25 protein-coding genes and 1 pseudogene are annotated in these 23,231 nt (G+C 31.8%); 4 read left to right on the top strand and 22 right to left on the bottom strand.

From position 1 onward, the window contains the following. Positions 1-689: 689 nt before the first annotated feature. The 5 genes from ACLNCV_RS05935 to ACLNCV_RS05955 all read right to left on the bottom strand — a co-directional run bounded on the left by ACLNCV_RS05935 (position 690) and on the right by ACLNCV_RS05955 (position 4,904). The gene (locus tag ACLNCV_RS05935) at positions 690-2,405 is read right to left on the bottom strand and encodes an ABC transporter ATP-binding protein (protein WP_424844991.1); all 1,716 of its coding nucleotides are present in this window, start codon (positions 2,403-2,405) and stop codon (positions 690-692) included. An 18-nt stretch (positions 2,406-2,423) separates the two neighbouring features. Then, on the bottom strand, positions 2,424-3,113 hold the full coding sequence (locus ACLNCV_RS05940) for a hypothetical protein (protein ID WP_084925506.1): 690 nt from the start codon (positions 3,111-3,113) through the stop codon (positions 2,424-2,426). After that, positions 3,106-3,906, bottom strand: a complete 801-nt coding sequence (locus tag ACLNCV_RS05945; RefSeq protein WP_084925504.1) for a hypothetical protein — start codon at positions 3,904-3,906, stop codon at positions 3,106-3,108. The genes ACLNCV_RS05940 and ACLNCV_RS05945 overlap by 8 nt, the downstream gene beginning before the upstream one ends. A 16-nt stretch (positions 3,907-3,922) precedes the next feature. Beyond that, complete coding sequence (locus ACLNCV_RS05950; RefSeq protein WP_084925502.1) at positions 3,923-4,621, bottom strand: ABC transporter ATP-binding protein; 699 nt, start codon at positions 4,619-4,621, stop codon at positions 3,923-3,925. A 151-nt stretch (positions 4,622-4,772) separates the two neighbouring features. Further along, positions 4,773-4,904, bottom strand: coding sequence for a hypothetical protein (locus ACLNCV_RS05955; RefSeq protein WP_424844992.1), 132 nt, complete (start codon positions 4,902-4,904; stop codon positions 4,773-4,775). Positions 4,905-5,314: 410 nt separating this feature from the next. On the opposite strand from ACLNCV_RS05955, the gene ACLNCV_RS05960 reads away from it, so the two are divergent. Further along, a complete protein-coding gene (locus ACLNCV_RS05960; protein WP_049544692.1) occupies positions 5,315-5,986 on the top strand; it encodes a response regulator transcription factor in 672 nt (223 codons plus the stop codon). Beyond that, positions 5,971-7,047, top strand: coding sequence for a sensor histidine kinase (locus ACLNCV_RS05965; protein ID WP_424844993.1), 1,077 nt, complete (start codon positions 5,971-5,973; stop codon positions 7,045-7,047). The genes ACLNCV_RS05960 and ACLNCV_RS05965 overlap by 16 nt, the downstream gene beginning before the upstream one ends. Before the next feature lie 45 nt (positions 7,048-7,092). Here ACLNCV_RS05965 and ACLNCV_RS05970 read toward each other — a convergent pair whose 3' ends face one another. From ACLNCV_RS05970 to ACLNCV_RS06035, 14 genes are all read right to left on the bottom strand, one after another. Continuing rightward, the gene (locus tag ACLNCV_RS05970) at positions 7,093-8,961 is read right to left on the bottom strand and encodes an SAG1250 family conjugative relaxase (protein ID WP_424844994.1); all 1,869 of its coding nucleotides are present in this window, start codon (positions 8,959-8,961) and stop codon (positions 7,093-7,095) included. Next, entirely contained in the window at positions 8,948-9,313 is a 366-nt protein-coding gene (mobC, locus tag ACLNCV_RS05975) for a plasmid mobilization relaxosome protein MobC (protein WP_000263039.1), read from the bottom strand. The genes ACLNCV_RS05970 and mobC overlap by 14 nt, the downstream gene beginning before the upstream one ends. 9 nt (positions 9,314-9,322) lie before the next feature. Continuing rightward, complete coding sequence (locus tag ACLNCV_RS05980; protein WP_115904251.1) at positions 9,323-9,682, bottom strand: SAG1252 family conjugative relaxosome accessory protein; 360 nt, start codon at positions 9,680-9,682, stop codon at positions 9,323-9,325. Between the two features lie 388 nt (positions 9,683-10,070). Continuing rightward, positions 10,071-10,925: an acyltransferase gene (locus ACLNCV_RS05985; protein WP_084925497.1), complete on the bottom strand. Its 855-nt coding sequence runs from the start codon at positions 10,923-10,925 to the stop codon at positions 10,071-10,073. Positions 10,926-10,931: 6 nt separating this feature from the next. After that, positions 10,932-11,396, bottom strand: a complete 465-nt coding sequence (locus tag ACLNCV_RS05990; RefSeq protein WP_158086277.1) for a Mov34/MPN/PAD-1 family protein — start codon at positions 11,394-11,396, stop codon at positions 10,932-10,934. Continuing rightward, complete coding sequence (locus tag ACLNCV_RS05995) at positions 11,374-13,140, bottom strand: ThiF family adenylyltransferase (RefSeq protein ID WP_084925493.1); 1,767 nt, start codon at positions 13,138-13,140, stop codon at positions 11,374-11,376. Before ACLNCV_RS05995 ends, ACLNCV_RS05990 begins: the two co-directional genes overlap by 23 nt. A gap of 8 nt (positions 13,141-13,148) precedes the next feature. Further along, positions 13,149-14,171, bottom strand: coding sequence for a nucleotidyltransferase domain-containing protein (locus ACLNCV_RS06000; protein WP_084925491.1), 1,023 nt, complete (start codon positions 14,169-14,171; stop codon positions 13,149-13,151). A gap of 185 nt (positions 14,172-14,356) precedes the next feature. Continuing rightward, complete coding sequence (gene pezT, locus ACLNCV_RS06005; RefSeq protein WP_424844995.1) at positions 14,357-15,127, bottom strand: type II toxin-antitoxin system toxin PezT; 771 nt, start codon at positions 15,125-15,127, stop codon at positions 14,357-14,359. Next, positions 15,127-15,603 carry a type II toxin-antitoxin system antitoxin PezA gene (gene pezA, locus ACLNCV_RS06010; protein WP_000579597.1) on the bottom strand — a complete coding sequence of 159 codons (477 nt, stop codon included), beginning with the start codon at positions 15,601-15,603 and terminating at the stop codon, positions 15,127-15,129. Before pezA ends, pezT begins: the two co-directional genes overlap by 1 nt. Positions 15,604-15,673: 70 nt before the next feature. Beyond that, positions 15,674-15,946: a hypothetical protein gene (locus tag ACLNCV_RS06015; RefSeq protein ID WP_000495448.1), complete on the bottom strand. Its 273-nt coding sequence runs from the start codon at positions 15,944-15,946 to the stop codon at positions 15,674-15,676. 37 nt (positions 15,947-15,983) lie between these two features. Beyond that, positions 15,984-16,367 carry a DUF5945 family protein gene (locus tag ACLNCV_RS06020; protein WP_001845547.1) on the bottom strand — a complete coding sequence of 128 codons (384 nt, stop codon included), beginning with the start codon at positions 16,365-16,367 and terminating at the stop codon, positions 15,984-15,986. Continuing rightward, positions 16,364-16,597, bottom strand: coding sequence for a DUF5965 family protein (locus ACLNCV_RS06025; protein ID WP_000152419.1), 234 nt, complete (start codon positions 16,595-16,597; stop codon positions 16,364-16,366). The genes ACLNCV_RS06020 and ACLNCV_RS06025 overlap by 4 nt, the downstream gene beginning before the upstream one ends. Positions 16,598-16,647: 50 nt before the next feature. Next, entirely contained in the window at positions 16,648-17,733 is a 1,086-nt protein-coding gene (locus ACLNCV_RS06030) for a DNA primase (RefSeq protein ID WP_424844996.1), read from the bottom strand. 4 nt (positions 17,734-17,737) lie between these two features. Continuing rightward, entirely contained in the window at positions 17,738-18,379 is a 642-nt protein-coding gene (locus ACLNCV_RS06035) for a hypothetical protein (protein WP_050197876.1), read from the bottom strand. Positions 18,380-18,538: 159 nt separating this feature from the next. On the opposite strand from ACLNCV_RS06035, the gene ACLNCV_RS06040 reads away from it, so the two are divergent. Further along, positions 18,539-18,736 (top strand): hypothetical protein, encoded by a 198-nt coding sequence (locus ACLNCV_RS06040; RefSeq protein ID WP_004249782.1) that lies wholly within the window; start codon positions 18,539-18,541, stop codon positions 18,734-18,736. Positions 18,737-18,802: 66 nt separating this feature from the next. On the opposite strand, the gene ACLNCV_RS06045 is transcribed toward ACLNCV_RS06040, so the two are convergent. Both ACLNCV_RS06045 and ACLNCV_RS06050 read right to left on the bottom strand, forming a co-directional pair. Then, positions 18,803-20,236 (bottom strand): ATP-binding cassette domain-containing protein, encoded by a 1,434-nt coding sequence (locus tag ACLNCV_RS06045; RefSeq protein WP_424844997.1) that lies wholly within the window; start codon positions 20,234-20,236, stop codon positions 18,803-18,805. A 139-nt stretch (positions 20,237-20,375) separates the two neighbouring features. Continuing rightward, on the bottom strand, positions 20,376-21,671 hold the full coding sequence (locus ACLNCV_RS06050; RefSeq protein ID WP_424844998.1) for a radical SAM protein: 1,296 nt from the start codon (positions 21,669-21,671) through the stop codon (positions 20,376-20,378). 351 nt (positions 21,672-22,022) lie between these two features. On the opposite strand from ACLNCV_RS06050, the gene ACLNCV_RS06055 reads away from it, so the two are divergent. Then, positions 22,023-22,886, top strand: coding sequence for a helix-turn-helix domain-containing protein (locus ACLNCV_RS06055; RefSeq protein ID WP_049478759.1), 864 nt, complete (start codon positions 22,023-22,025; stop codon positions 22,884-22,886). A 16-nt stretch (positions 22,887-22,902) separates the two neighbouring features. Here the strand turns inward: ACLNCV_RS06055 and ACLNCV_RS06060 are convergent. Then, positions 22,903-23,201: pseudogene (locus ACLNCV_RS06060) on the bottom strand (DUF5966 family protein). Positions 23,202-23,231 lie beyond the last annotated feature (30 nt).

Below are 23,231 nucleotides of genomic sequence, written 5' to 3' on the forward strand. Positions count from 1 at the left end.
ATTACATTCTATTGCTCAACAAATAAAGTCCCACCTAAGATTATTCAATTATCAATGAACAAATCAGGAGGGACTATTTTTTATTTTTCAGGTAATAAGGACAATCTGCCAGCCCTAATGTATACTTTATAGAGGGAAGAGAGCATTATTAAATAGTCAATAGATAGCTAGCGTTCGTTGAGCACCCTCAATCTTAGAGTATGAAATTGACTCCAGAACAAGTACTGTGCAATATACTCTTGCGTAAATCAAATCTCTGACGCGCCTATACACTCGTTCACTTCTAAGAAAATTATAGTTAAGATCTGAACGAGACTTGTATTTTATGCCAAATTGGCATAAAAATATTTAAAAACACACTTATAAATTAAATAAATATATTATTAACTATTGTTAATGATTAATAGTGTAAAACATAAAAACGAACAAGATTAATTTTCTAATAAGGTACATTCTTAATCCGTTCGTTTTCTATTTAATAGTTTTTACTATCTTAAATGCCGATTGTTGATTTATATATCATTTTAGGTACTGCTATCTTTTTCATATATAAAATATGTCGAAAATATTGATTCACCCTATTGTTTTTTATCGTTGATCAAGGCCCATTGATTTTTGAGTTTTTCTTAAATCCTAATTGGTTTACTGAAAAAATCGTCTAAAGCTTAATTCTATTAATTTGCTGACTTTCACGCTCCTTTATTAATAAACTGAGTTTCAACCAATTCTTTATAGAGTTTATTCCTTGATAATAGTTCTTGATGAGTACCGAAGTCATGCACTTCTCCTTCTCTTATTAAATAAATTGAATCAGCGTTTTGAATAGTAGATAATCTATGAGCAATTATTAAAACAGTCTTCTTACTAGATAAATCTTTAATTACTTGTTGTATTTTTGACTCGTTTATACTATCTAAATTCGATGTACTCTCATCCAATAATATTATGTCATTCGGAGAAATTAAAGCCCTAGCTAACGATAACCTTTGTTGTTCACCACCACTCAAAGTGAGTCCAGACTCCCCTATTACCCTATCTAGTATTTCTTCCTCAGGAATATCCTGAAAAAGATTAACTAAATTAAGTGCATACAAGCAGTCAAATCTTGAAACATTCTTATTAGCTATTTGTAGATTCTCTAGTACTGTTCCAGAAAAGATTGAAGCATTTTGTTCCACAAAGGTTATCTTTGAACGAAGAACTTTAATTGGCAAATCATAAATATTATTTCCATACAATTCTATTGACCCATTATCTGAATCATAAAATCTTTCAATAAGTTCAAATATTGTTGTTTTTCCTGAACCAGATGGTCCAACTAATGCTGTCACTCCCGGACCATTAACTGAAATATTAATCTTGTTTAGAATATTTTTGTCAGAATTGCCATTATATTTAAAGGTTAAATTTTTAATTTGCAAAACTAGATTCGTTTTTTTATCAAGAACATTTAAAGAATTTACATCATCTTCTATCGGAAGTTCCAATGCAAGTTTAATCCTAGAATAAGCTCCTAACCCCTCATTTATTGATGACAATACTCCTCCTAGCATTGCAGCTGGAGTCAGCACTAGCATTACATACATTATAAAGGCACTTAGATTTCCAATAGATATAATCCCTGTAGCAACTCTAATTGAACCAATTCCAATAATTATTATTAGCATTATTTGTAGTGCTATATTGGAAAAGCCACTTATAATCGATTTAAAAATAGCTACTTTTTTACCAATTTTTGTCGCATTAGTTACAACACTACTCATTCTTTCAATAAAAACAACTTCTGATAAAAATGCTCGAATAGTCCTAATCCCCCGCAAAGTTCGTTCTAACTCAGAGGATAACTCTCCAACTATTTCTTGTAAATCCTTTGCAATCGGTCTAGTTTTTTTTCCAAGAAATAAGCCACAAATTAAAAGAGAGAGTACGGCTAACAAAGATACACCAAATAATTGAATATCAAGATAAAACATCATAATCAATGCAAATATCATTGTGAATGTTTGTGATATCAATTCTACTATTCCTTGGCTCAAAATCCCCCTTAGCTGGGCTGTATCCGCACTCAAGATTGATGCCAAATCCCCAATCTTTTTAGTATCAAATACTTCAATCTTATATTTTATTGATCGATTTACAATTTGAATTCGTAAACTACTCACTAAATTTTCACTAATACTCTCCAATATATACTGCTTAATTGAGTTAAGGATTGCAGATAACAATACTATTATGGAGAAAAATATTACAGTTTGTCCTAAAATGTTATCGTTAATATTGTCAATAATTTTTGAAAGAAGTATTGGTTGAAAAATTGATAATGTTGACGAAATCAGTGCAATAATCAAAGCAATACTTATAGCTATTTTATATGGTTTTAGTAATATTAAAAATTCCCGGAACATGACCTCTGAATGATTTTACTAATCATTTTTCAACCTCTTTTTGACTTTCAAATAAATTAATAGGAGTAAAATCAAATTCCACAATAACAGTATGATATGACTATCAGATACTGCTGATATTTTAAAACTTTCAGAAATAGTTTCATAATAAATGAATGGTAATACTCCAGGAAATACACGCTCAATATAGGGTATAACTAATATTGGAAATAGTAGCAAAGTAGCTATCGCTGTCATTGAACTCTTAAAAAATAAAGTTAAATAATATGCAATGAAGAAACACAAAACGCTACTAAATAGATAAGAAAAAAACTGTATTACGCTAACTTCTTTAATACTTCCTTTAAAAATGAAGAAGATTGCGATAACTAAGAATGATAGAATGGCTTGTAATACACAATCTATCAATTCAACAATAATGATTTTTTGTGTACTACTTTTTTTGTTTCCGATTAATAAATAGACTATTTTAGATTCTGGATTCTCGACTTCTATAGATCCATTTATCAGTCCACCAATCATAAATAAATAAGATGTAATTGCCAAAATTTGATTAATTGATAACACAATATAACTTCCATTGATTTCAAATGTTATCAAACTAAGAATACATGTAAATAGAATAAGCAATAAATGACTTAAAATTTGTATTTTCACTGCATTCAAACTATATTTTTTATAAATAAGAGCATATACTATTTCATCCATATTTCTTGTCCTTCTGATTTTTATACCAACCTTTAATATACATCAAAATTGTTACTATTGATGCTTGAGATAATAATAATAATAAACCATACATTTCCGAAGGATTGTTATTTTCTACTCTTCCAAATACAAATGACTTTGCACCTATTAGGGGTAATAAATTTTCAAGTGTCGGAGAAACGACTTTCAATATGCCTGATAAAGTTATAATAAGAATACTTACAATAACAATGACAGATGGAATAGGCTTTCTTGTTATTTTTACTAAAAACATTGAAAGCAATGTCAATGTTATGGCAAAGATAATGATTCTTAACGTCACTTCTAAAACAAGACCTAGGCTAAGATAATTTTGCAATGTTTCATCTAACATTACATAGAGCATTGCACTATTTATTAGGGATAGAGCAACTGTCAACGTACTGGCTACAATAATTCCAGAACAAATCTGACCTGTTAAAATCGTCTGCCATTTTGGTGTTAATAATTTAGTTAATGATTCCTGACCAAATTTGTACTCCGTAGATAGAATCAGTGCAAATAAGATTGGAAAAAATAGAATACTAGATTGATAAGGGGAAGACAATACAGCATCTCTTACTGTTTGAAACTCCGTTAATTGACTAGTCGTATCTTCAAGCATAAGAATCTCTGTATTACCATTTGCTATCGCATTAATGACTTGAATATTTTGAAATGTAAAGAATACAGTGATTCCAATCACAATTGCTACACCCCTCCAAAAAAGTGGCAATGATAATATTTTGTATAGTTCACTACGAGTATTTTTCATAAATCATTACCCCCATCTAACTTGTAACAGACTTAAAATATGCTTCCTCAAAAGAGCCATATTCTTCAAGAACATCTTTACTGCTACCATCAATGACTACCTTACCATTAGATAATCCTACAATTTTATCAACCGTAAGTTCTAACTCATTCATATAGTGGCTTGTGATTAAAACTATTTTATCGTCTCTTACAAATTCTCTTAGAAACTCTCTAACCCATCTAATTCCATCTGGATCAAGTCCATTAATTGGTTCATCCAAAATAAGTATTTTAGGATTCGCTAAAATAGCCGTAGCCAGCCCCAGTCTTTGCTTCATTCCAAGAGAGTAGTCTTTTATCCTTTTATTACCAACATCCTGAAGGCCAACTATTTTTAAACATTCTAAACATCTCTGCTTTTCTATACCACTAGTTAAAGCAATCCACCTCAAGTGATTATAGGCCGTCCTTGTTGGATTGGGTTGAAAACTATCTAGAAATGCACCTACATATCTGAAGGGGTATTTTCCTAATTCTTCATAATTTTTTCCATCAAAAGTCGCTCTGCCTTCATCTGACGAAATCAAGCCAAGCAATATTTTTATTAAAGTTGATTTACCAGACCCATTTGGCCCAATTAATGCCGTTATTTCGCCCTTTTTTGCTGTAAACGAAACTTCTGAAAGAACACTCTTACTGCTAAAACCTTTGCTAATTTTCTCAATTTGTATCATTTATCTTTTCCACCTTTTACAAATATAATTTTTTGAAATTTAGATAAATCCATTTCTTTACCAATGGGTTTCCCATCAATTTCTAGCCATACATGAACTATAAATTGTACTACTTGGAAAGCTGAAACCCGAACTGAAGTTCGTCTATCTATTATTCCTCGTAGCATAACTGCAACTGCCCTTTGTAAGCACCCATTACCTGCACCATTTGTCGAAGTTCGATAGCTACCGTTTTTGTAATAGTTGATTTTTGGTACATAGCATTCTCCTTCCTATTATTCATATTACCCTACAGCAATTTCAATAGAGTAACAACTATGTTTACCTGTTAAATTCTGAGCAAATTGATTTAACTTACCACATATATTGCTGATTTGGAGTTTTGAACTACTCTCAGAAAAATATGCTATAGAATAATTCCCAATCCATAATAGTGACTATTAGGGCAGATGATAAGTTGTCATCTACATTTCATATTCTACAAAACGAATATCGGAAAAATATCAGAATTTCTGATTTCTATGTAATTTTTTTGATTCCAGATTATCGTATTGTCGTATACTAGTGATAGAGTAACAGACTATATACTCATTTCCATAAGAAGTCTGCATTATTTAGATTATTATTATTCTATATCATTACTTGAGGGTAAACATGGTATAATTAGAATATATTTTAAAAGGAGAGATAATTATGAAATATAAAGTCCTAGTCATAGATGATGATATTGCCATTTTAAGACTTATTCAAAATGTTCTGGAGAATAAAAACTTTGTCGTCGATACGCGGACTGCTATTCCAGAAATTGATATCTGTCATTTTATCGGCTATGATTTAATTATTTTAGATATTATGATGCCCCACGATGGAATTGAAATCTGTAAGTATATCCGAGAATTTATTTCTGTTCCAATCATATTTTTAACAGCCAAAAATTTAGAAGAGGATATTGTATATGGTATACAGTCCGGTGCAGATGACTATATTACAAAACCATTTAGCATACCTGAACTAGTAGCTAGAGTACAGATGCATATCCGTCGAGAAGTGCGCAATAATCATTCTAGTGAGATTCTACAATTTGGACCTCTGGCAATTGATAAAACTAAAGAAGAACTTAGAATTTCAGATATACATATTCCAACTACAAAAAGAGAATTCCAATTAATTTTGTTGCTTTCCAGCAATCCAAATAGAATATTTTCAAATGACGAACTCTTTGATTATCTTTACCCTCATGATTCTGAAACACTGGGAAGGTCTATTACAGAGTATGTATACCAAATCAGGCAAAAATTAAAACCTTATGAAATTAATCCAATTAAAACAATCTGGGGAGGTGGTTATCAGTGGATAACGCTCTGACTTTTAACCAACTGATTAAACAAACATATTTTAAGATTTTAAGACAATTTCTTATTAGTCTTTTTCTATTTTATTTGCTACCATTGTTATTTACTGCTTTTACTAATATTACTGAAAAAAATGCAGGTGCATTTACTATCTATTTCAGCACGATTTCTTGGATTTATATTAGTCTAATTTTATTTTCTATTATTGCTAAAAATATTAGCAACCTTCTAGAAAAGATAAAGCAAGAAACAAATATTGTTTATAATCAAAGTCTATTGGTTGATATAAATGAACAAGCCCCAGCTAAATTAACTTTGATTGAACTGATTGAAACAAGACAAAAAATTCAGGAAATGCAGTCAACGATTAAAAAAATGCTTCAATCTGAAAAACAGCAAAAAAAGGAATTGATGTTTCAAGTCTCAGCTGCAGCACATGATTTGAAGACACCTTTAACAATTATTCAAGGAAATGCTCAATTTTTACAATCTATGGATATTACTGGAAATATTGGTCAATGTTTAGGAGATATCGAAATTGCTAGCCAACAACTTAATAGATACTTTAATCAGCTAATTAATTACTCTAAAACATTCTATAATGATAGTTCTAATTGGGAGAGTTTCTCTTCGGATTACTTACTTGAATTATTTGAACAAGAAATTAAGTTAATTACTGATAAAAAGGCAAAAATCCAATTTTCCAATAATCTACCAATCACTATTAATTTAACACTTAATTTAAACCTATTCCTACGAGCAATCCTAAATATTATTAATAATGCAATTGACCATTCCAAAAGTAATTCTCCATTAATAAGAGTAGACTATAAGTTAATAGATAATAAATTTTATATTTCCATATGGAATAGCAATTCTTCATTTTCGGAGAATATACTCGAGAAATATGGGTTACTATACTTTCAAGACAAACAGGCAACAAATTCAGAGCAAGGAAGTCATTTCGGAATTGGATTAGCATTTGTTAATCGGGTAGCGAAAATTCATGGCGGAGAAGTAAATTTGAGTAATTTTGAGAACGGTGCTCTTGTCACTATTTGTATACCAGTCTAGTCTTTAGTTATCAAATATTTTATACCACTATGTCAATTATAGAGATTAGTCCATCAAAATATTCTCTTGAAATTTTGGATTAGGATTATTAGTAGTAATATTTAACATTTTTACAAATTCTTCCAATATTATAATCAGTCTTTCATACTCATAAAGATAATGACCTAGCTCCTCTTGTAATACTCTTATTTCTTCAGTCACTTGCTCTAGTGTAATTGATTCTGTTAAATTTAGTTTTGAAAAGTCATACCTTGCTAGTTTTCGACTATTTGGATCTTCACTCTTCAAATTGATAAGCACTTCCGCCATCTTGTTTAAGGTGGCGATTTTTTCATTTGTTTGAGTCAGTTTGATGTCTAGCTCTGCTATTTCTGCAACCAGTTCGTCTTTGATGTCCTGGTATTTTTTGTCTGTCTCTGTCAACTCAATCAAGAGATTAATCTCAGAAATCTTTTCTTGAAGTCGATCAACAGTCGGTCTTCTGTATGGTATTACTCGACTATCGTTGGTTAACTGTCTAATCAAGGTTCGCCCTTTAATATACTGATTTTTATCCGAATGTTCTTTGTTATAGACAAAGTATGAGGTTGTCTCACGTATAAAGATTTTATATTTTGTCTGATTCTCTTCTTCCTGAATATCTAATTGATAATTGGGAATGAAAATGAGACCACTCTGCTTAATACCAAAAGACACTTTGATATAAATGCCCTCATCAACTAGCTTCTCTATTTGGTTCTCTGCAAGTTCCACTTCAAATTCATGAACGGTATCTCGTTTTTCCTTAAATGTCTCAAAGGCATCCTCAATCTTTTCAGTGGATACTTTATCCTTATCTCGTTCTTCTTGGAAAGCATAGTACTGTTCCTGTAAATTCTCTAATCCTTCTGAAGCAACGACTTCCTTATTTTTAAAATAATCTTGAAAAAATTTGACATCATATAATTTCTTATCACTTATTTTTTGATGACCCAAACTTATCTTTTGATTCTCTTCTTCCAGGATAAAAGTTACATTTTTTTGTTTTAAGTCAATGGTTAGATTCAATTCTTTTGCTTTTGTTATTAAATCTTCTAAAGAATTGACACGGTTCAACAAAAATTCTAAACGACTTTCAATCTCTTGCTTAGCAAAATGCATTCTAAAAAATTCTTCATCATATAAATCTCGTTTGCTGAGTTGGCGTCCTCGAATTGGTTTTATCATCGTTCTATCTGTCATCAAAAAACGGCTATGCTTTTGACTAAAATCAATCTGAACATGCAACTGCTTTGCTTTCTCTAAAAAATCATCAAACGATTTAGATTGCTGCAGCAAAAAATAAAGACGTTGCTTTAATTCAAATTTATGACTAGACTGCCTATATTTTTGATAGTCACGGTAAGAAAAACTCTTCTCAATAATTTTCGCCCCAGCCACTTTAGAAATACGGTCTGAAATCATACGGAGGTTTCGTTCCAAGGCATAGTTCCATATCAACTTTTTATCTGAATTGCGGTCAATAGAGTTGATTAGGATGTGATTATGAACATGATCTTTGTCTGTGTGAGTTGCTACGATAAACTTAAAACGACCTCCTGTCAATTCCATCATGGTCTCATAACCAATTCGATTAATTTCTTCAGGTGTCAGGTTATCTTCAGGAGAAAATGATTGGATGAGATGATGGGCATGAATAGTTTGTTGGTATTTTTCTTGTCGGTCGTTTCTGGATTCGTACAACTTGTCATTATTGGTGAAGTTGACATTGTACATTTCTACCATTTCTGCATGACTAGGGAAGTCCAAGTAATTGCTCATACCAAAATCAGATACCAATTTCAAATTGTCCGTTTTATCGGGATTGAGGATATACTTAATTAAACGCCTACGATATTTTTTTCCGTGCGTCGCAAAGTGTTTAGTAACTACCATGAAACTCCTTCAGTCTTTTCACCTCCACTTGAAATTCTTTGTCCACTTCCTTAATTAACTCTCCGACTCCTTTACTCAATTCTTGTAATTGGTCCTGAGAAATCAGGTGGCTTTGATTAATCGCACGCGCAATTTGATTGATGTTATTTCCAATCCTTCTCAATTCAAAAACTAACTGGTCATAAGTATCAGTGTTAATCGTGACAAATGACATATTGGGATTAAGCAAAACTTTTCTGGCATAGACTGAGAAATTTTGACAATTGCTCTTAGCAATCCGTTCATTCAATTGGTGTAATTCTGGATCAGTTAGAAATACTTTTTTGAGATTGGTACGATAGCGATAAACCATTACATCCTCCTAACCCATATATTTTTCACGGAACTCACGACTGAGTGGCTGCACTTGATTCACTTCTACAATTAATTCTTGAACACAAGTCAATAAGATTGAGACGTGCTCTTGAGTCACTTGATGATTCTCTTTTGCAATAATCAAAACCTCATGCACATCTCGACTAATCTGTTCTAACTTTTGAGAGTTCCAAAGAGAGAACCAACTTTCAAAAATTCTATCCTGATAATTCTTTTTCAATAAATTCTGACGAAGAAATTCTGAGAAACTATCCATTTTTTGTTCCCTCATCATTTCTTTTATCTGTTTTTCTTCTTGTCTCGTGATTCTAAATTGCTTTCGGATTGACTTAATTTCTTGTCCCATTCTGATATCCCTTCAACATTCTACTTGTCTGACAGTGTAAGTCTACCTCACATTGTCAGTACGCTTCCTAAAGACCTCACTCGCTTCTTGTTCGGTCTTTGCGAGCTCAGATATTGTGTCCACAATATCCCAAAAATCATATCGCCAGCCGACCAAAACCTTCTAGTTTTGATAGCCAACGATAAGATAACTTGGTGGCTTCGCCCCCAAACCCCCAGTTTAAATTTGAGTATCGATTTTCTTAGGATGATATTAGGATAACAAGGAAGATTTGGAAAAGGTATCACAACATCAAAAAAAATAAGAAAAAGAGCCAGGTGGCTCTCTAAAAAATAATTGCAATAAAACATTAAGAAGAGTTTTACAATTCTCAACCATTGATTTCCTATTAATTTTCGTATATTACAAATGGAACTTTGTAAATTTTTGTTTCATCCATCTGTATAACTGAGACTTTATCAAAACCTGATCTATCTAATGTTAAAAATGCTTTTCCTACAATTCCTTGTGTATTTAATGGATTTGTTGTCATGAATAGATTAACCTCATTATAGGTGTTAACTATTTTCTGTACCTCTTCTCGAACTGTACTAACTAATAGAGGATTGTTATATCTGTTACCACTATAATTTCTTTGCGATGAAATTTTTACTGTTGTATTTTCCAAATAGTCAGGTGCTAATTTTTCTATAGGAATATCATATGTATCACATACTAATAAATTTACAACTTTATTCTTTTTGTTTTCAATTAGATACTCAACAATAATTTCTCCTTGAAATTCATCATATTGAACAACTGATGATTCAGAGATAAACTCTGAAAAAACTCCATTATTAATAAGTTCAAACTGCATTGGTATTGAGACACCTATAAGTTGTAACTTTCGATAACCTAATAAATTTGCTGCAATCCACAGTCTTTTATAACAGTTATGAAGATATACAGAATGACCATCATTAAATGTTCGTTCAGCATTGTTTTTTCTAAAAATCATCAATAATGAAGTAGAGATTAATAAATAAAGAACTATATAAGTAGCGGTAGAATTATCAGGAATTAGTTCAAAAATAGCTCTTGTAAAAAAATTGGTATTTGATATTTTTTCAACTTCAACCAGGGTCAAACTCTTCCCAATCAAATAACAAATCAGAATTGGAAATATAAAAATTAATACTAATGGTAAATAAAATTTTTGAGACCAAAAAAAGAATTTCTTAAATAATTTATTTTTTCGATTCATACGTATCTATACATCCTTAAAATAGATTAGAGTGGATTGCCACTTATTTGATTCCCTAAAGTATAATCTACCAGCCCGAAGTCCAACTATCAAAAAGAATAACCTGTCATCATTATCTGAGATAATTTTTTCCCATGAGTTAATGTCAACACAAGATGCAGTAGGTATATCTTCAGGATGGGTATGCCATTCTCCAATTAAACTTATAAAACCTGAACTTTTACTAAAATAATCATCTGCAAACTTCTGGTGATATGGAGAAGTTTTTGAGAATTTAAATCTACTTCTTACATCATTATCCTGTGGTTCTGAAAAATTTATAATAAGTATCGAATTATTTAAAAGTCTCTTACCAACAAAAATACCACCTGCTTCAGGCTCCAAACCCAATTGCCTAAACGCTAGTAATGAATTAAAAATATCAGATGGTATTACAATTTGATATTTATTATTCAGATTTACATATATCAACTTTATAATCTCCGTTACACTCTGGACAAGATATATTTGTTCTTAAAGAAACATTTAATAAATCACTATTTTTTAAACAATTGTAGTATCGAACACTATATGTAAATCCTTCTTTTCCAAACTGTTTATCTGAACCAATTTCTGATACTAGTCTGTTTTCAGAAGAAAATTCCCCATCCAAGTACTGTAAATATACTTCTATAGCTTTATTTGCCAAAGAACTAGGCGCAATAACATTATAAGGAATAAATGAAGAATAACAGCTAGCTAGACGCTTTTCAAATATTTGATTTTTCTCCGCAAAAGAGGCTCTATTATTAACAAGACGCCCATCTTCATAGTTCATACACATATAGCATCCATTATTTTGCGGAGAAACTAGTAGGTTATGATACCCAACTCCATATGGATCTAACCAGCAATACAATACCGTTTTTCCAATCTTTCTGAAAAAATGATTAATTTCAAAATTAGTTTTAGTATCTCCGACACAAGAAAAAACAAAATCATATTCATAAAATAAATTTGGATTCTTCCGAACTATTTCTTGAAATCGGATACCCTCACATTCAATTTCCAAATCAGGATTTTCTTTTTTTAATCTATCTTCTAAAGCGTCTACTTTTTGAATATTATCTATTATACTATCCATACCTAAGTAGTGTCTTGAAATGTTATCGACCGTTAAAATATCAGGATCTATTAAAAGAAGTTTCTCTATACCCATTTTAGATAAATTGTTTGCAACAAATGATCCTACAGATCCAAGTCCAACAATTACAACTTTTTTATTGAGAAAATCATATTCTTGGGATGTCCTACTCACTCTATACTCCTTGTCGAATCTTGTAATATATACTGGAGTAATATTGAAACTCCCATTTTTTGATTTTTTTGCCTTAGAACCAATTTTTTTTCTATCTTTATTTTTTTGTGGTACCTTATTATCAATTTTAAATGGATATTTGGAAGTTCTAGACTCAAAAAGCGCACCAAACAAAACATAATCATTATCAGATATAGGAAGTGATAAAATTAATATGAATGACTTTCGTTTCGTTTTACACCACTTTTGGAAGCGGCGTCTAACACCCGAAGATAGATTTCCTGTGATCATTTTCTTAAACGTTGCTTCTGTTAGTTCATTCAGGGGGTTAGGAGGAATCACAGGATTCGAATCTTTAAGTGGAAGTATGTAAACATCTCTCCTTTTTTCAGAATGTGGCGCAACACTCCCTTTGAGTTGTGAACCATAATTAAAAAGATGGAATTTCTGATTCGACAGGACTAATTCATATTTCTCAAATGTACTGACCCTGGATAAGTAACTTCGAATCTCTATATATTTTGTTTTTGACTTCAAACAACTGATATACCAATATGACAGAAACTCTTTCCTGAGCTCTTCGGTCATTTTTGGTGTATCCCAACTATCCAGTAATGCCTTTACTTTTTCACAGCAATCTTTTAATAATCCACTTGGATTATTAAACTCCCAAATTAAATTATCTTCTGAAATGTAACACAATTTCCCTTCGGAACCGACATGGCTGTACCATTTATTAAAATCCATATAATTTGAAAGATAGATTTCAGGAAGTGAATGGGGAAAATCATTAGAAATGATAATTTTTAAGGTAAATTTTTTATATTGATAAAAATAGCATTCCTTATCTTCTAATTCCAGGCTCTTTAAAGGTATTTCGTCAAAGTATATCTGGAATATTTCTTTTTTTTCTAACATATACGCCTCTAAGCACTTGGATAATCACTGATTATAGCCCGAGTCCCAAAGTTTTCTGCAGTCTCTTTTTGTTCAATAATAGGAAAATCATCACCAAACTGTTTACTCAATACTTTTGTAGACTCACTTAAATCAGTAGAACTTATTGCCTCATCTAGTGAGTCTCTTAATTTTTCTAATTTATTCTTAAAGGCTTCCATTTGTATATTTGATACCCTTTCATATACATCAGTATATGGCTTAACAGGTAAGATAACTTCTAATCTCGGATAAAATAATTTTCTTTCAACATCATATCTATCCGAAAATGAATTAATCATAGTATTTATTAAGTTTCTTAAAGCTGAAATATCATCATAAGTAGTTTTCCCAGATAAATAGTCTACTTTTTTGGTTACAGAAAAATTATTAATAGCAAAAACTGAAATCCCAATACCTGTCGGTCTATTATCTTGATTTTTAAATTTGAGATCTTTCCATCTTTTTAAGTAACGAATTACTCTCCTAAATTGGTTTCTGTCTTCGGAGTTCTCCATAGCATTATTAATTTCTTTAGTTAATTCTATAGGGTCTGCTTCCTCCCATTTAATGTTTTCGTCAGTACTATTAAGTTTTCCTCTGGCTAAAAAATAGTTATCATTTTCAGTACAATACACCGCTATATCAATGTGAACATTATCTTCAGGGAATGATACTGTCACACATGGATTTTTTACTTTGACACTCTTTTCCCCAAATTCGGAAGCTAATGCATCAAAAATAAGCTTCTTTACCTCTTTAGGAGAATTCGATTGTCTATCAACATCTATTTTTAAACCTCTATCTAAATCATAATCTCCTTCATCAATTGGCAAAATACCCGTGTAAGTTGAGTAACTTCCTTGGTTGAAAAAGCTTTTTCCAAATCCTGAAACACCTTTGTTTATTGCTTCTTCAACTTCTTTACGTTTGTCAATTAATACTTTTTTATCGTCATCGTCTAGCTTAATCGTTTCGTGAAATTTAATAAACTGTGACTGTAAAGTTGGCATGAGTCTCTCCTTAAATTATCGTCTTTACTTATCTTCATTATATCATGTTAAACGACAATTGTTGAATTATTAATTGAATAATAAAAACTTATTTATACTATGCGTTTTTTCTATTCTAAAGACTTTCTGCCCACCTCAAATAACTAACAAAAGTTATAAGTAGATTATATTTTAAAATTTGTGTTCTAACAACCATTTCGATTAGTTAAATCTTTCAATCTTTCTTCTCCTGATTTAAGCATATCCTTCTCTACTTGATTCCATTCTCCAAATAGTAAGTCATGAAGAACGGTTGCTGCTGAAGTTGTATTTTCTTTTGAATCATATACACAACTTCTATCTCGTTGGTAAATTTGAATTCTTTCAAAGATAGCTAGTTCTTCCAATTGTCGTGTATTATTAACTAGATGATTTACAATGAAATCATGATGTTCTTTTGTAGTTGCGCGTGCTTGATTTGGATTGATAGCGTACAGTTCTTCGAATCGGATAAGAGTGCTCAGATAGGACAGCTTAGGCTTTGTCGCAATCAAGGCTAATTGTACTTCGTATCCCTTATTTTTCAAGAGTTGTGCTGTTTTCTTTGGAACATCAACTGTTCGTAAAGTTCCCTCTATCAAAAGATTGTATCCCAAATGACTCAATTCTCTTACTAAAGACTCTACCATTTTCCCCGCAAACTCTTTGGTATACTCCACACTATCTTTGCCATATTCTTGCTGCAGTTCTAAATAGTGTGGATGCTGAGAACGAAAACTATCACCATCTATGATAACAATATTTCCTTGAAACTCTTTCTGTTTAATACGATGAATTGTAGTCTTACCGGCACCACTTTGCCCTCCAAGCAAAATCGCTATAGGTTGCTTACTGGACTTTTTTCCTCTTGTCAGTGAACGAAGATTCCGCGCTAAAGCATGTTTGAATTCACTATCAGTATAATCTTGGATATCCATTAGGCTACCATCCGTTTTTCAGATATCTCTAACATACGTTCAATTCCATCCAAATAGCCGCTATATCTCTCTATTTCATCAAAAGTTTCAACTAGATAGATATTCGTATGAATCAAATCAGAAAGATCATCACTCATTAAAATCCAAGGATTAGATTCATCATCAATGCTAATTCCCTGACTATCTTGATAACGATAGAGTCGTGATAATAGATTAGCTCCTCTTTCTTTCACAATTTCAATTTTTAAAGTCAATTCATAATCTTCAACAGGATTCAGCATTTTATCTTCTCCTACAATATCGACATAAGATACATTAAACTTCTGACAAATGATATCTATTAGTTCCGTAGAGACTGAACTCGTTCCATTTTCATACCGGCTCAAGCTATTTCGAGAAATTCCTACAATTCGGGCAAAGTCGTCTTGTGTTAAGTCATGTGTTTTACGTAAGGATTTTATGTTCTTTCCAATCATGGCAAACTCCTTTTATTTTTATACCACCATTATAACATTTAGAAAAAGTAAATGCACCATTTTTGGTGCATTATTGACTGTTTTTCCTAAATCTCTCTAAATTCTTCTCCAATTGTTCTTTATGAAGTTGGTTCTTAGCTTCCTTTAATGTGTCGTCCAAAGTTTCTTCTCTGTAAGTGGCTTCTGTTTTTAGTTGTTCTGATCCTTGATCTGGAGTGAAAATGATATCTAACAGTCGGTCTATTTTTTCAAGATCTTGGACAGACATATCAGATAGTCTATGAATTAGCTTCTTAAATACATCACTATTGTCTTGGTTTTTCTTAAAAAATGTTGTAAACATCTATAACCTCTCAAAAAAAGCAGCCTATCAGGACTGCTTAGTGTAATTCCGAAATCGCATCATAAATGGACTGCAATTTCTTATTGTCTTTATTCTTTGTGTCAATCAACGTATGTAGCTCTTCAATTTTCTTTTGACTGCTTTCAATATCGCTATTGTTATCCGCAATAAGTCTTTTAAGATGTTGCTGATAACTTGTAGTGATATCTGTCTCTTTTCCTGTTCTAACCTCTGTAACTTTGGGTTTAGAACTAGAATTTGATTCCGTCACAGGTGCTTGTTTGCGCTTTTGAAAAGCTGCTTCATAATTTACATCATTACCTCCTTGATGATTTCCAAATAAGGCCGCAATTTTATCTGGATCTTCTTGATTTTCTGATTTACTTTCTAATGGTTGATTAAAATTCCAATCTTTTGTCATTCACTCATTTCATCCTTTCTAAATTCAGAATCATCGAATTGTCTTTCTTTACCAAAGGCATGGTCAAGAGCTTCTTCAAAACTCATGTGACTAATGCTTTGACGCCTTTTGAACGTCGCAAACATCGCTGTCTCCAGTTGCTCTTTGTAAGCAGCGAGTTTTTCTGTCTCTCTTGCTACCTTGCTTTCTTGCCTAGTGACCTTTTCTTCTAAGCGTTCAATAATGGTCATATACGATCCTCCTTCATTCTAATATTAGCTAAAACATCTTGATTTTGTTATCACAATTCTAAACATTGAGAGGTTTGTCTTACTGGTTGATTCCTCAATGTCTCTTTTGCAGTCTCGATCATCAATTGTAAATCTGACTTCTTTTCTCTAAGGACATCATTCCAGTCTACTTTTTCTTTCCCTGATTCATTATCAGGTAAATCCAGTAAAACAGGCAATCCTGATTGAGATAACTTATCGGAAAAATCTTTTCCTGCATCATCACAATCTACCGCGAGTGTCAATAAATCAGGATGATTATCAAAATAGCTGGTGGTATTACGAATTGTATTGAACAAAGGCAATAACTTTGAAGGTATTACTGTATCTAAAAATTCCAACTTCTGATTTTCTTCAGCTATCAGTCGTAAAGTTTGATAAGCAACAACAGACCTTTTTAATCCCTCCATAGATACCAAACGAACATCTGATAGGCTTTGTTGATGAAGTTCGTAATAGCTCATCAAGTCGATAAACGATTCACAAAAGACCAGTCTATTTGGTTTACCAATATCAAAGGATATTCCAACATGTCCATGGCTTCCTTTTAGAATCGTTTTTAACCTCTCTCTAGGAAGAGAGTGATTCTTATAAATCCCTTGTATACTTGCTGCCTGCAGTTTGTGACGATGATCAAAGCTTTTAAAAACAATAACAGGTTCAACAGTTTCATTTGTTTTCCAACTAGCTTGTGCTATCAAACCTTGTTGAATCATCTTTTCTATGATTTCTTCTGAGATTCCTCTACATTCTGTTAAATAATATCTGGCCAGACTACAGTTAGAATCTTCTACTCTCTTTAAAGGATAATAAAATGGTCTCAATATATTTTCTTGAACAGCTTCTTTTTGAAAAGGTTCTTCAGAAAGAAAAGCCAGAGCTTCTTTAAAAGAAATTCCCTTAGCAAGTCGAACAAAATCAATGACATCACCTTGAATATCTCTTGAAAACCATTTAAAAGTATTGGTAGTTGAAAAAATCCGAAATGAATCGTGTTCAGGATGTTCATAGACACTGCTCGAAACTTGTTTAAAGGAGATACCTAAACGATTGGCTACATCAAGAATTGAAATTTGCTTACATTCTTCTATTTCCATATCATCATTTTGTCGTAGTATTTGGCAGTGATGGTATTGATGATGATTCTTCTAAAGTTTTAGGAGTGGCCTTATCTAAATCATCTAACCCAGATTTCCAAACCTGCACTTGATTGACCAATAACTTACCAGGTAGTTTAGAATAGGACAATTTAACAGTTCTTGTTTCTGTCTGATTGGTCTTTGATTGGTTGGCATTCTTTAAATCGGATACATAGGTTACATTATAAGAGACCATGGCAATGGCTTGATTCGTAGTCTGATTGACAAAGATATCAGCTTTTTCAAAATGATAATCCAAAATATAATCCTTATACACTTGGTTCATGGCATCATTTTGACTTGACAATTCTTGAGAATAAGCCGATTCAGTCATATAAGGTTGAATACGTGTATTATTTTCTCCGAGCTTTTCTTTCGTATAGTACTGCGTTAAAAATTCTTTTACAGTATCCGATGACAAAATACTTGCTTTATCTTCTTCTTGTTTGTCCTCTACAAGTTTAGCTGCAGCCAATTCGATTTCTTTGCGACTTTGTTTAGCAGTAGAATGTTGACCAGCAGTATATCCCATCATGAGAATAAAGCTAGTTGCAGCCACTGCTCCAACACTAATTAGGGCTTTAGTTTTGACTTTATTTAACATCTTAGACCTTCTTTCTATAAAAACTAGGTCAAGAATAACAAAAAGAACTTGTAAGTTTTATCACATCACAACGAAAGGGAATTCCTACATTTCAGGCGCAAAATCGTACAGTTCAGAGAAAAATATCAAAATTAGCTGTCTTCAGTTTATAATATAAATATGAACAAATTAAAAGAAGAAAATTTGAGAAGAGCTCTTTCTCATATTGAACGACATAAACAAGCCATAAATACAAGTAATAATAGTGAGGACAATGATTTTCATAAATTATTACTCCAATTTAGCTATGAAGTATATGAAAGAATCAAGGCAAATAAAAAACCTTATCCAAATTTAGATTCAGATAAAGTCTTTTAACCTGGATAACAAGTTTACATATTTTCCCTATGTGCTGCATTCTTTAGAATTTTCTTCTTAGTTACTTTATGAAACTTTACCATTCTTTAATGTATAAACTTTCTCATACTCATCCTGATGAAACTTATGGGCGATTTCTAAAATGGTAGCTGGCTGAGAAAATAGCAATTTATGGATTTCGTCTGCATTTTGTTTGTCTAGTGCAGCGGTGATTTCATCTGCTAGTAAAATTGGTCTTGGTCTCAACAACGCTCTAGCAATCTCGATTTTCATCATCTGTCCACCTGAAAGATTGTTTCCATCGAGATAATAATCAAGATCCTGACCCAGTTCATCCCAGAGTTGAACTCTTTGCAGTACCTTTCTGATATCATTATCGTTATGATTTTGGTAAAGAGATACATTTGTCCGTAGCGTCCCTTTGAAAATATAAGGTTTTTGATGAATAGTGGATACCAACTCATGACTGGGGGCATACTGCTTGCCATGCCTACCTAAAAAGCAAATCTCTCCGTCATAGTCTCTATCATCCCCAGTCAAGATGTGAAACAAGGTTGATTTGCCACTACCGCTGGCTCCTGTAAGCAAGACTCGATTCCCAGCTTTCATACTTACACTTATATCATCAAAAATAATCTTATCTGCATATTTCTTGCTAACATTTTTTATAGATATTCCGAGAGTGGTTGGGAATGTTTCAGATACCTCTTCCCGTTTAATATCCTCTTTTAAAAGAATATTCAGCACTTTTTCTTTTACTACTGTCGCTGATTGAAGCGTAGAGGTTGCTTCCAAGAGTTGTTGCAATGGAGAAATCAGATTCATAGATGCTGTCATCATGGCAATCAAAACAGTCAAGGAAAGATGGGTGGTAGACATCATCACCATTCCAATCACAAAAGGCCCCACTAGCCCTAGTCCTTTCAAAGGACCTGTCCAAAACATAACCAAATTATGACTTGTATAGTAACGATATTGACCAGACTCCATCTGATCAATGGTATCATAAACATGTTGACAATATTCTTGCTCAACTCTATTTGAAACAATAGTATCAATCCCTGCTGAAAAATCTGTAATATTGGCTAAACTGATTTCTCTTGCTTTACTCAGCTCTTCACCACGTCTTTTCAATAGTTTATGAAAAACAAATTGAGGCATGATCATGAGAAAACCACCTATGGTAAAGAGTAGACCAACCACAACATCCTGTGATACTAAATACATGACAGACACTAGGATAGAGGTGCCAAATATAGGATATAAAAAAAGTGGAGATAAATATTCCTTCCAAAACATTGGAATATCTTGGGTTAAAAAAGAATTAAATTCAGATGCTGAATACTCCAATCTTTTGTCTGCAAATAAACTCAAGGCTTTCTTAGAAATAAATAAATTAATATCTTTTATGATGGAACGTAGAAGGACGTTATTTAGGTACATGCAAATATAAATAAAGATAAAGAAAGTAAGACTCAACAGTCCAAAGATTGCAATCATCCCTCTATTCTCAATATCCACAGAGCCGGCCATTTGGATAATCAGTGATATCAACAAGCCCTGACAAGAGTACAGTAAAGCAAAGATAACGAAACAAAGTAGTTTCCATTTTGAAATGATTTTTACGATTGTTTTCATCTTAGTCAGCTTTCAATTCATAATTTATATTATTGGAACAAATTGATAATTCAAAATTGTTCATAATATTTCTTCTCATTTTGAAGCATTTTTCCTCAAAACTAGTCTCATTGAAAATATCTCTCTTAGGGCAAGCTCCGCCCTTACAAACTAGCAACAATTGACATTTTTGACATTTAGAGTCAAATTGATAAGAATGTACCCATCTTTTTTGATTGTTCTCGTTAATGACACTATTTCCTAGTTCACCTATTTTATTTTCTTCGTCATAGAGACTAACAGTACATTTTAATAGATTCCCTTTTGTGTCAATCGTATAAGAGTTTGGTTTTTGAGCATAACATGATGAATAATTACTTCTGAATACAAAATCATCAAATAATCTGTACCCTAATTTAATTGCACTTTTTGATAATTCAAAAGAAACATCTGACTCAAATCGTTTTACCTCGTATCCCTCTTTTCTATCACCGCATCCCCAATCTCCTACATTTCGAAATAGCAGATGAAATCGCTTATCATTTTTAAAAACCTGTGCATCTTCTAATAAAAATTTTTCAATATTCTTATAATTTTCCTGAGAAACATTCAAGCGAATCATAATGTGGAATTGAGATTCTAAATTTATTGCATTTTTTAAGTTTTTCATAATGCGATCATAGGAACCATGACCATTTTTCAAAATACGCTGATTGTCATGCCCTTCACGAGAACCATCTACTGTAACTTGGTATGTTTTCACGTAACATTCTGTCACTAATCGCTCTAATACTGTACGATTTAACAAATATCCGTTCGTTGTCATATCAGCGTGATAGCGAATCCCTAACTTTTGAGAAATTGAAATCAATTCTTTTGAAATATCTAAAATATCTCGATATCCTAGTAATGGTTCTCCTCCAAACCAAGATACATGTAAGTCTTCAAAATTTTTCTCAGATAATTTTTGATTTACAAAATCTATTATTCCAGTTTTTTGAGATGTAATAGTACAATTTGAAAATTTTTCATAACAATATTTGCATCTAAAATTACAATCACCATGAGCTAAAATAATAATTCTCAAAGTTGTTTCATCCCTTTTCCTAAATAACTCAATCATTTTGTTTAACTCATTTTCTTTTTCATCAAAATCTTGAGATTTTAAAAAAGATTCAAACTCGCTTTTGATATGATTATCCTTCTCAATCTTATCCAAAAGTTTATTTTCAATTTTCAAAGAAATATTGTTCTTGGTATTAAATAAGAAGGTATGATTTTCTTTTTTCAATTCTATTACATAATTTGAATACTTCATCTCATCTTCTCCATCAAGAAACAGCGTGCAGAATTAATCTCAAAATCGTACTCTGCACGCTACAATACACTTAGATAATAAAAGCATATTTTTATTACCTTTTAACACTCTAATTAAACAGTTTATCTCAAAAATATGTAGGAATTTTACTGTTCAATTAAATAACAACTTAGCTAATAAAATTACTAGCAACCAGCACCACAGACTAAATTATTAAATTCAATTCCATAGTCTTGTTCCATGTCGTGTTCGACAATTTCTTGGATAACCATAATAAAACTCCTTTCAATTTTGATGCTCTTATTATATAATATTAAAAAAAGTGTAAAGAAGAAATTCGGAAATCCGTACATGAATATTCAAGAAAAATTTAAAGCCATTCGAAAACAACGCAAGCTATCACTACGAGATCTGGCCAATGTCGCAGGTAGCGCAAGTAGCATTTCTGATTTTGAAAAAGGGAAAACAAATCTATCTAATGATGTGTTATTACAATTACTTGGTTTTATGGTTGTTGAAATCAACGAAGTATTTGAATGGAGTGCTTTTCAAGATGCAGAGTTCCTAGAATTGATGACCCAAGTGGAGAATGCTCTACAAACTCAAGATATTGCAGTTCTCATACAAAAGCGTGAAACATTTCAAGAATTTTTTGTCGCTAAAAAACACTACATCTACCATATTATCTCTTTAGTTCTTGATGTTATAATTTCTAAACTTCAAGAAAAAGAACCCACACCTGAAATTATTTCTGAATTGACAGATTATTTTTTCTCCTTAGATTATTGGACCAATTTAGATGTTGGCTTGCTAGGAAATATTGTTCATCATTTTACGACAGAAGCTCTAGTCCTATTTACAGATAGTATTTTAAAAAACACTCCCAATCAACTGCGAAACAATCTAGATCGCATAAAAATTGATACTGTCATTAATTGTCTGTCTGTTCTTTTAGCAAGACGTGAAAAAAATGCCAGCAAAGCACTGCTCCAATTATTATCTCGTAAACAGTTTCCTACATATTTTACTTATGAGAAATTATGTATATCTGAATTCAAAGCAATCTATATGTATATTTGGTGTGACAAAGAAGAAGCCGATAACATTCATCAAACAATACTTAAAACTGTTTCTCTACTCTTTACAAAAGATGAAGCCAATAAGTGGGATGATTACTTTAAAGAAAAAATTTCATCGGCAGATATTAAAAAGTAGCTGAACAATCTCTTGCTCAGCTACTTTTTAATCTTCTTTTCCAACTGATGATTTTCAAAAAAACAAAAATGAGCAAGAATAGATTAAAAATCACATAAAATCCTGTAAAGCTTATCAGACCATTCTGGGCTAAATCTTCTACATAAAGGTTGGATTCAGTAAAGAACAGATAAATTCCATAACCCTCCACAAAAATAAAAAACTGACAAAACCAATCAGGAAAAGTCCACTGGCAATAAGGAAGAGCCTCCATAAAAGAATGAGAATTCCTCCTACTGCTAAAAAAATTACTGGGATAAGGAGTAAATCATTCATGACTTTCTCCTTTCTAATCAATCAACTGAC

The organism is Streptococcus sp. CL5.50, assembly GCF_049738015.1.
GTDB lineage: Bacteria > Bacillota > Bacilli > Lactobacillales > Streptococcaceae > Streptococcus > Streptococcus mitis_CA.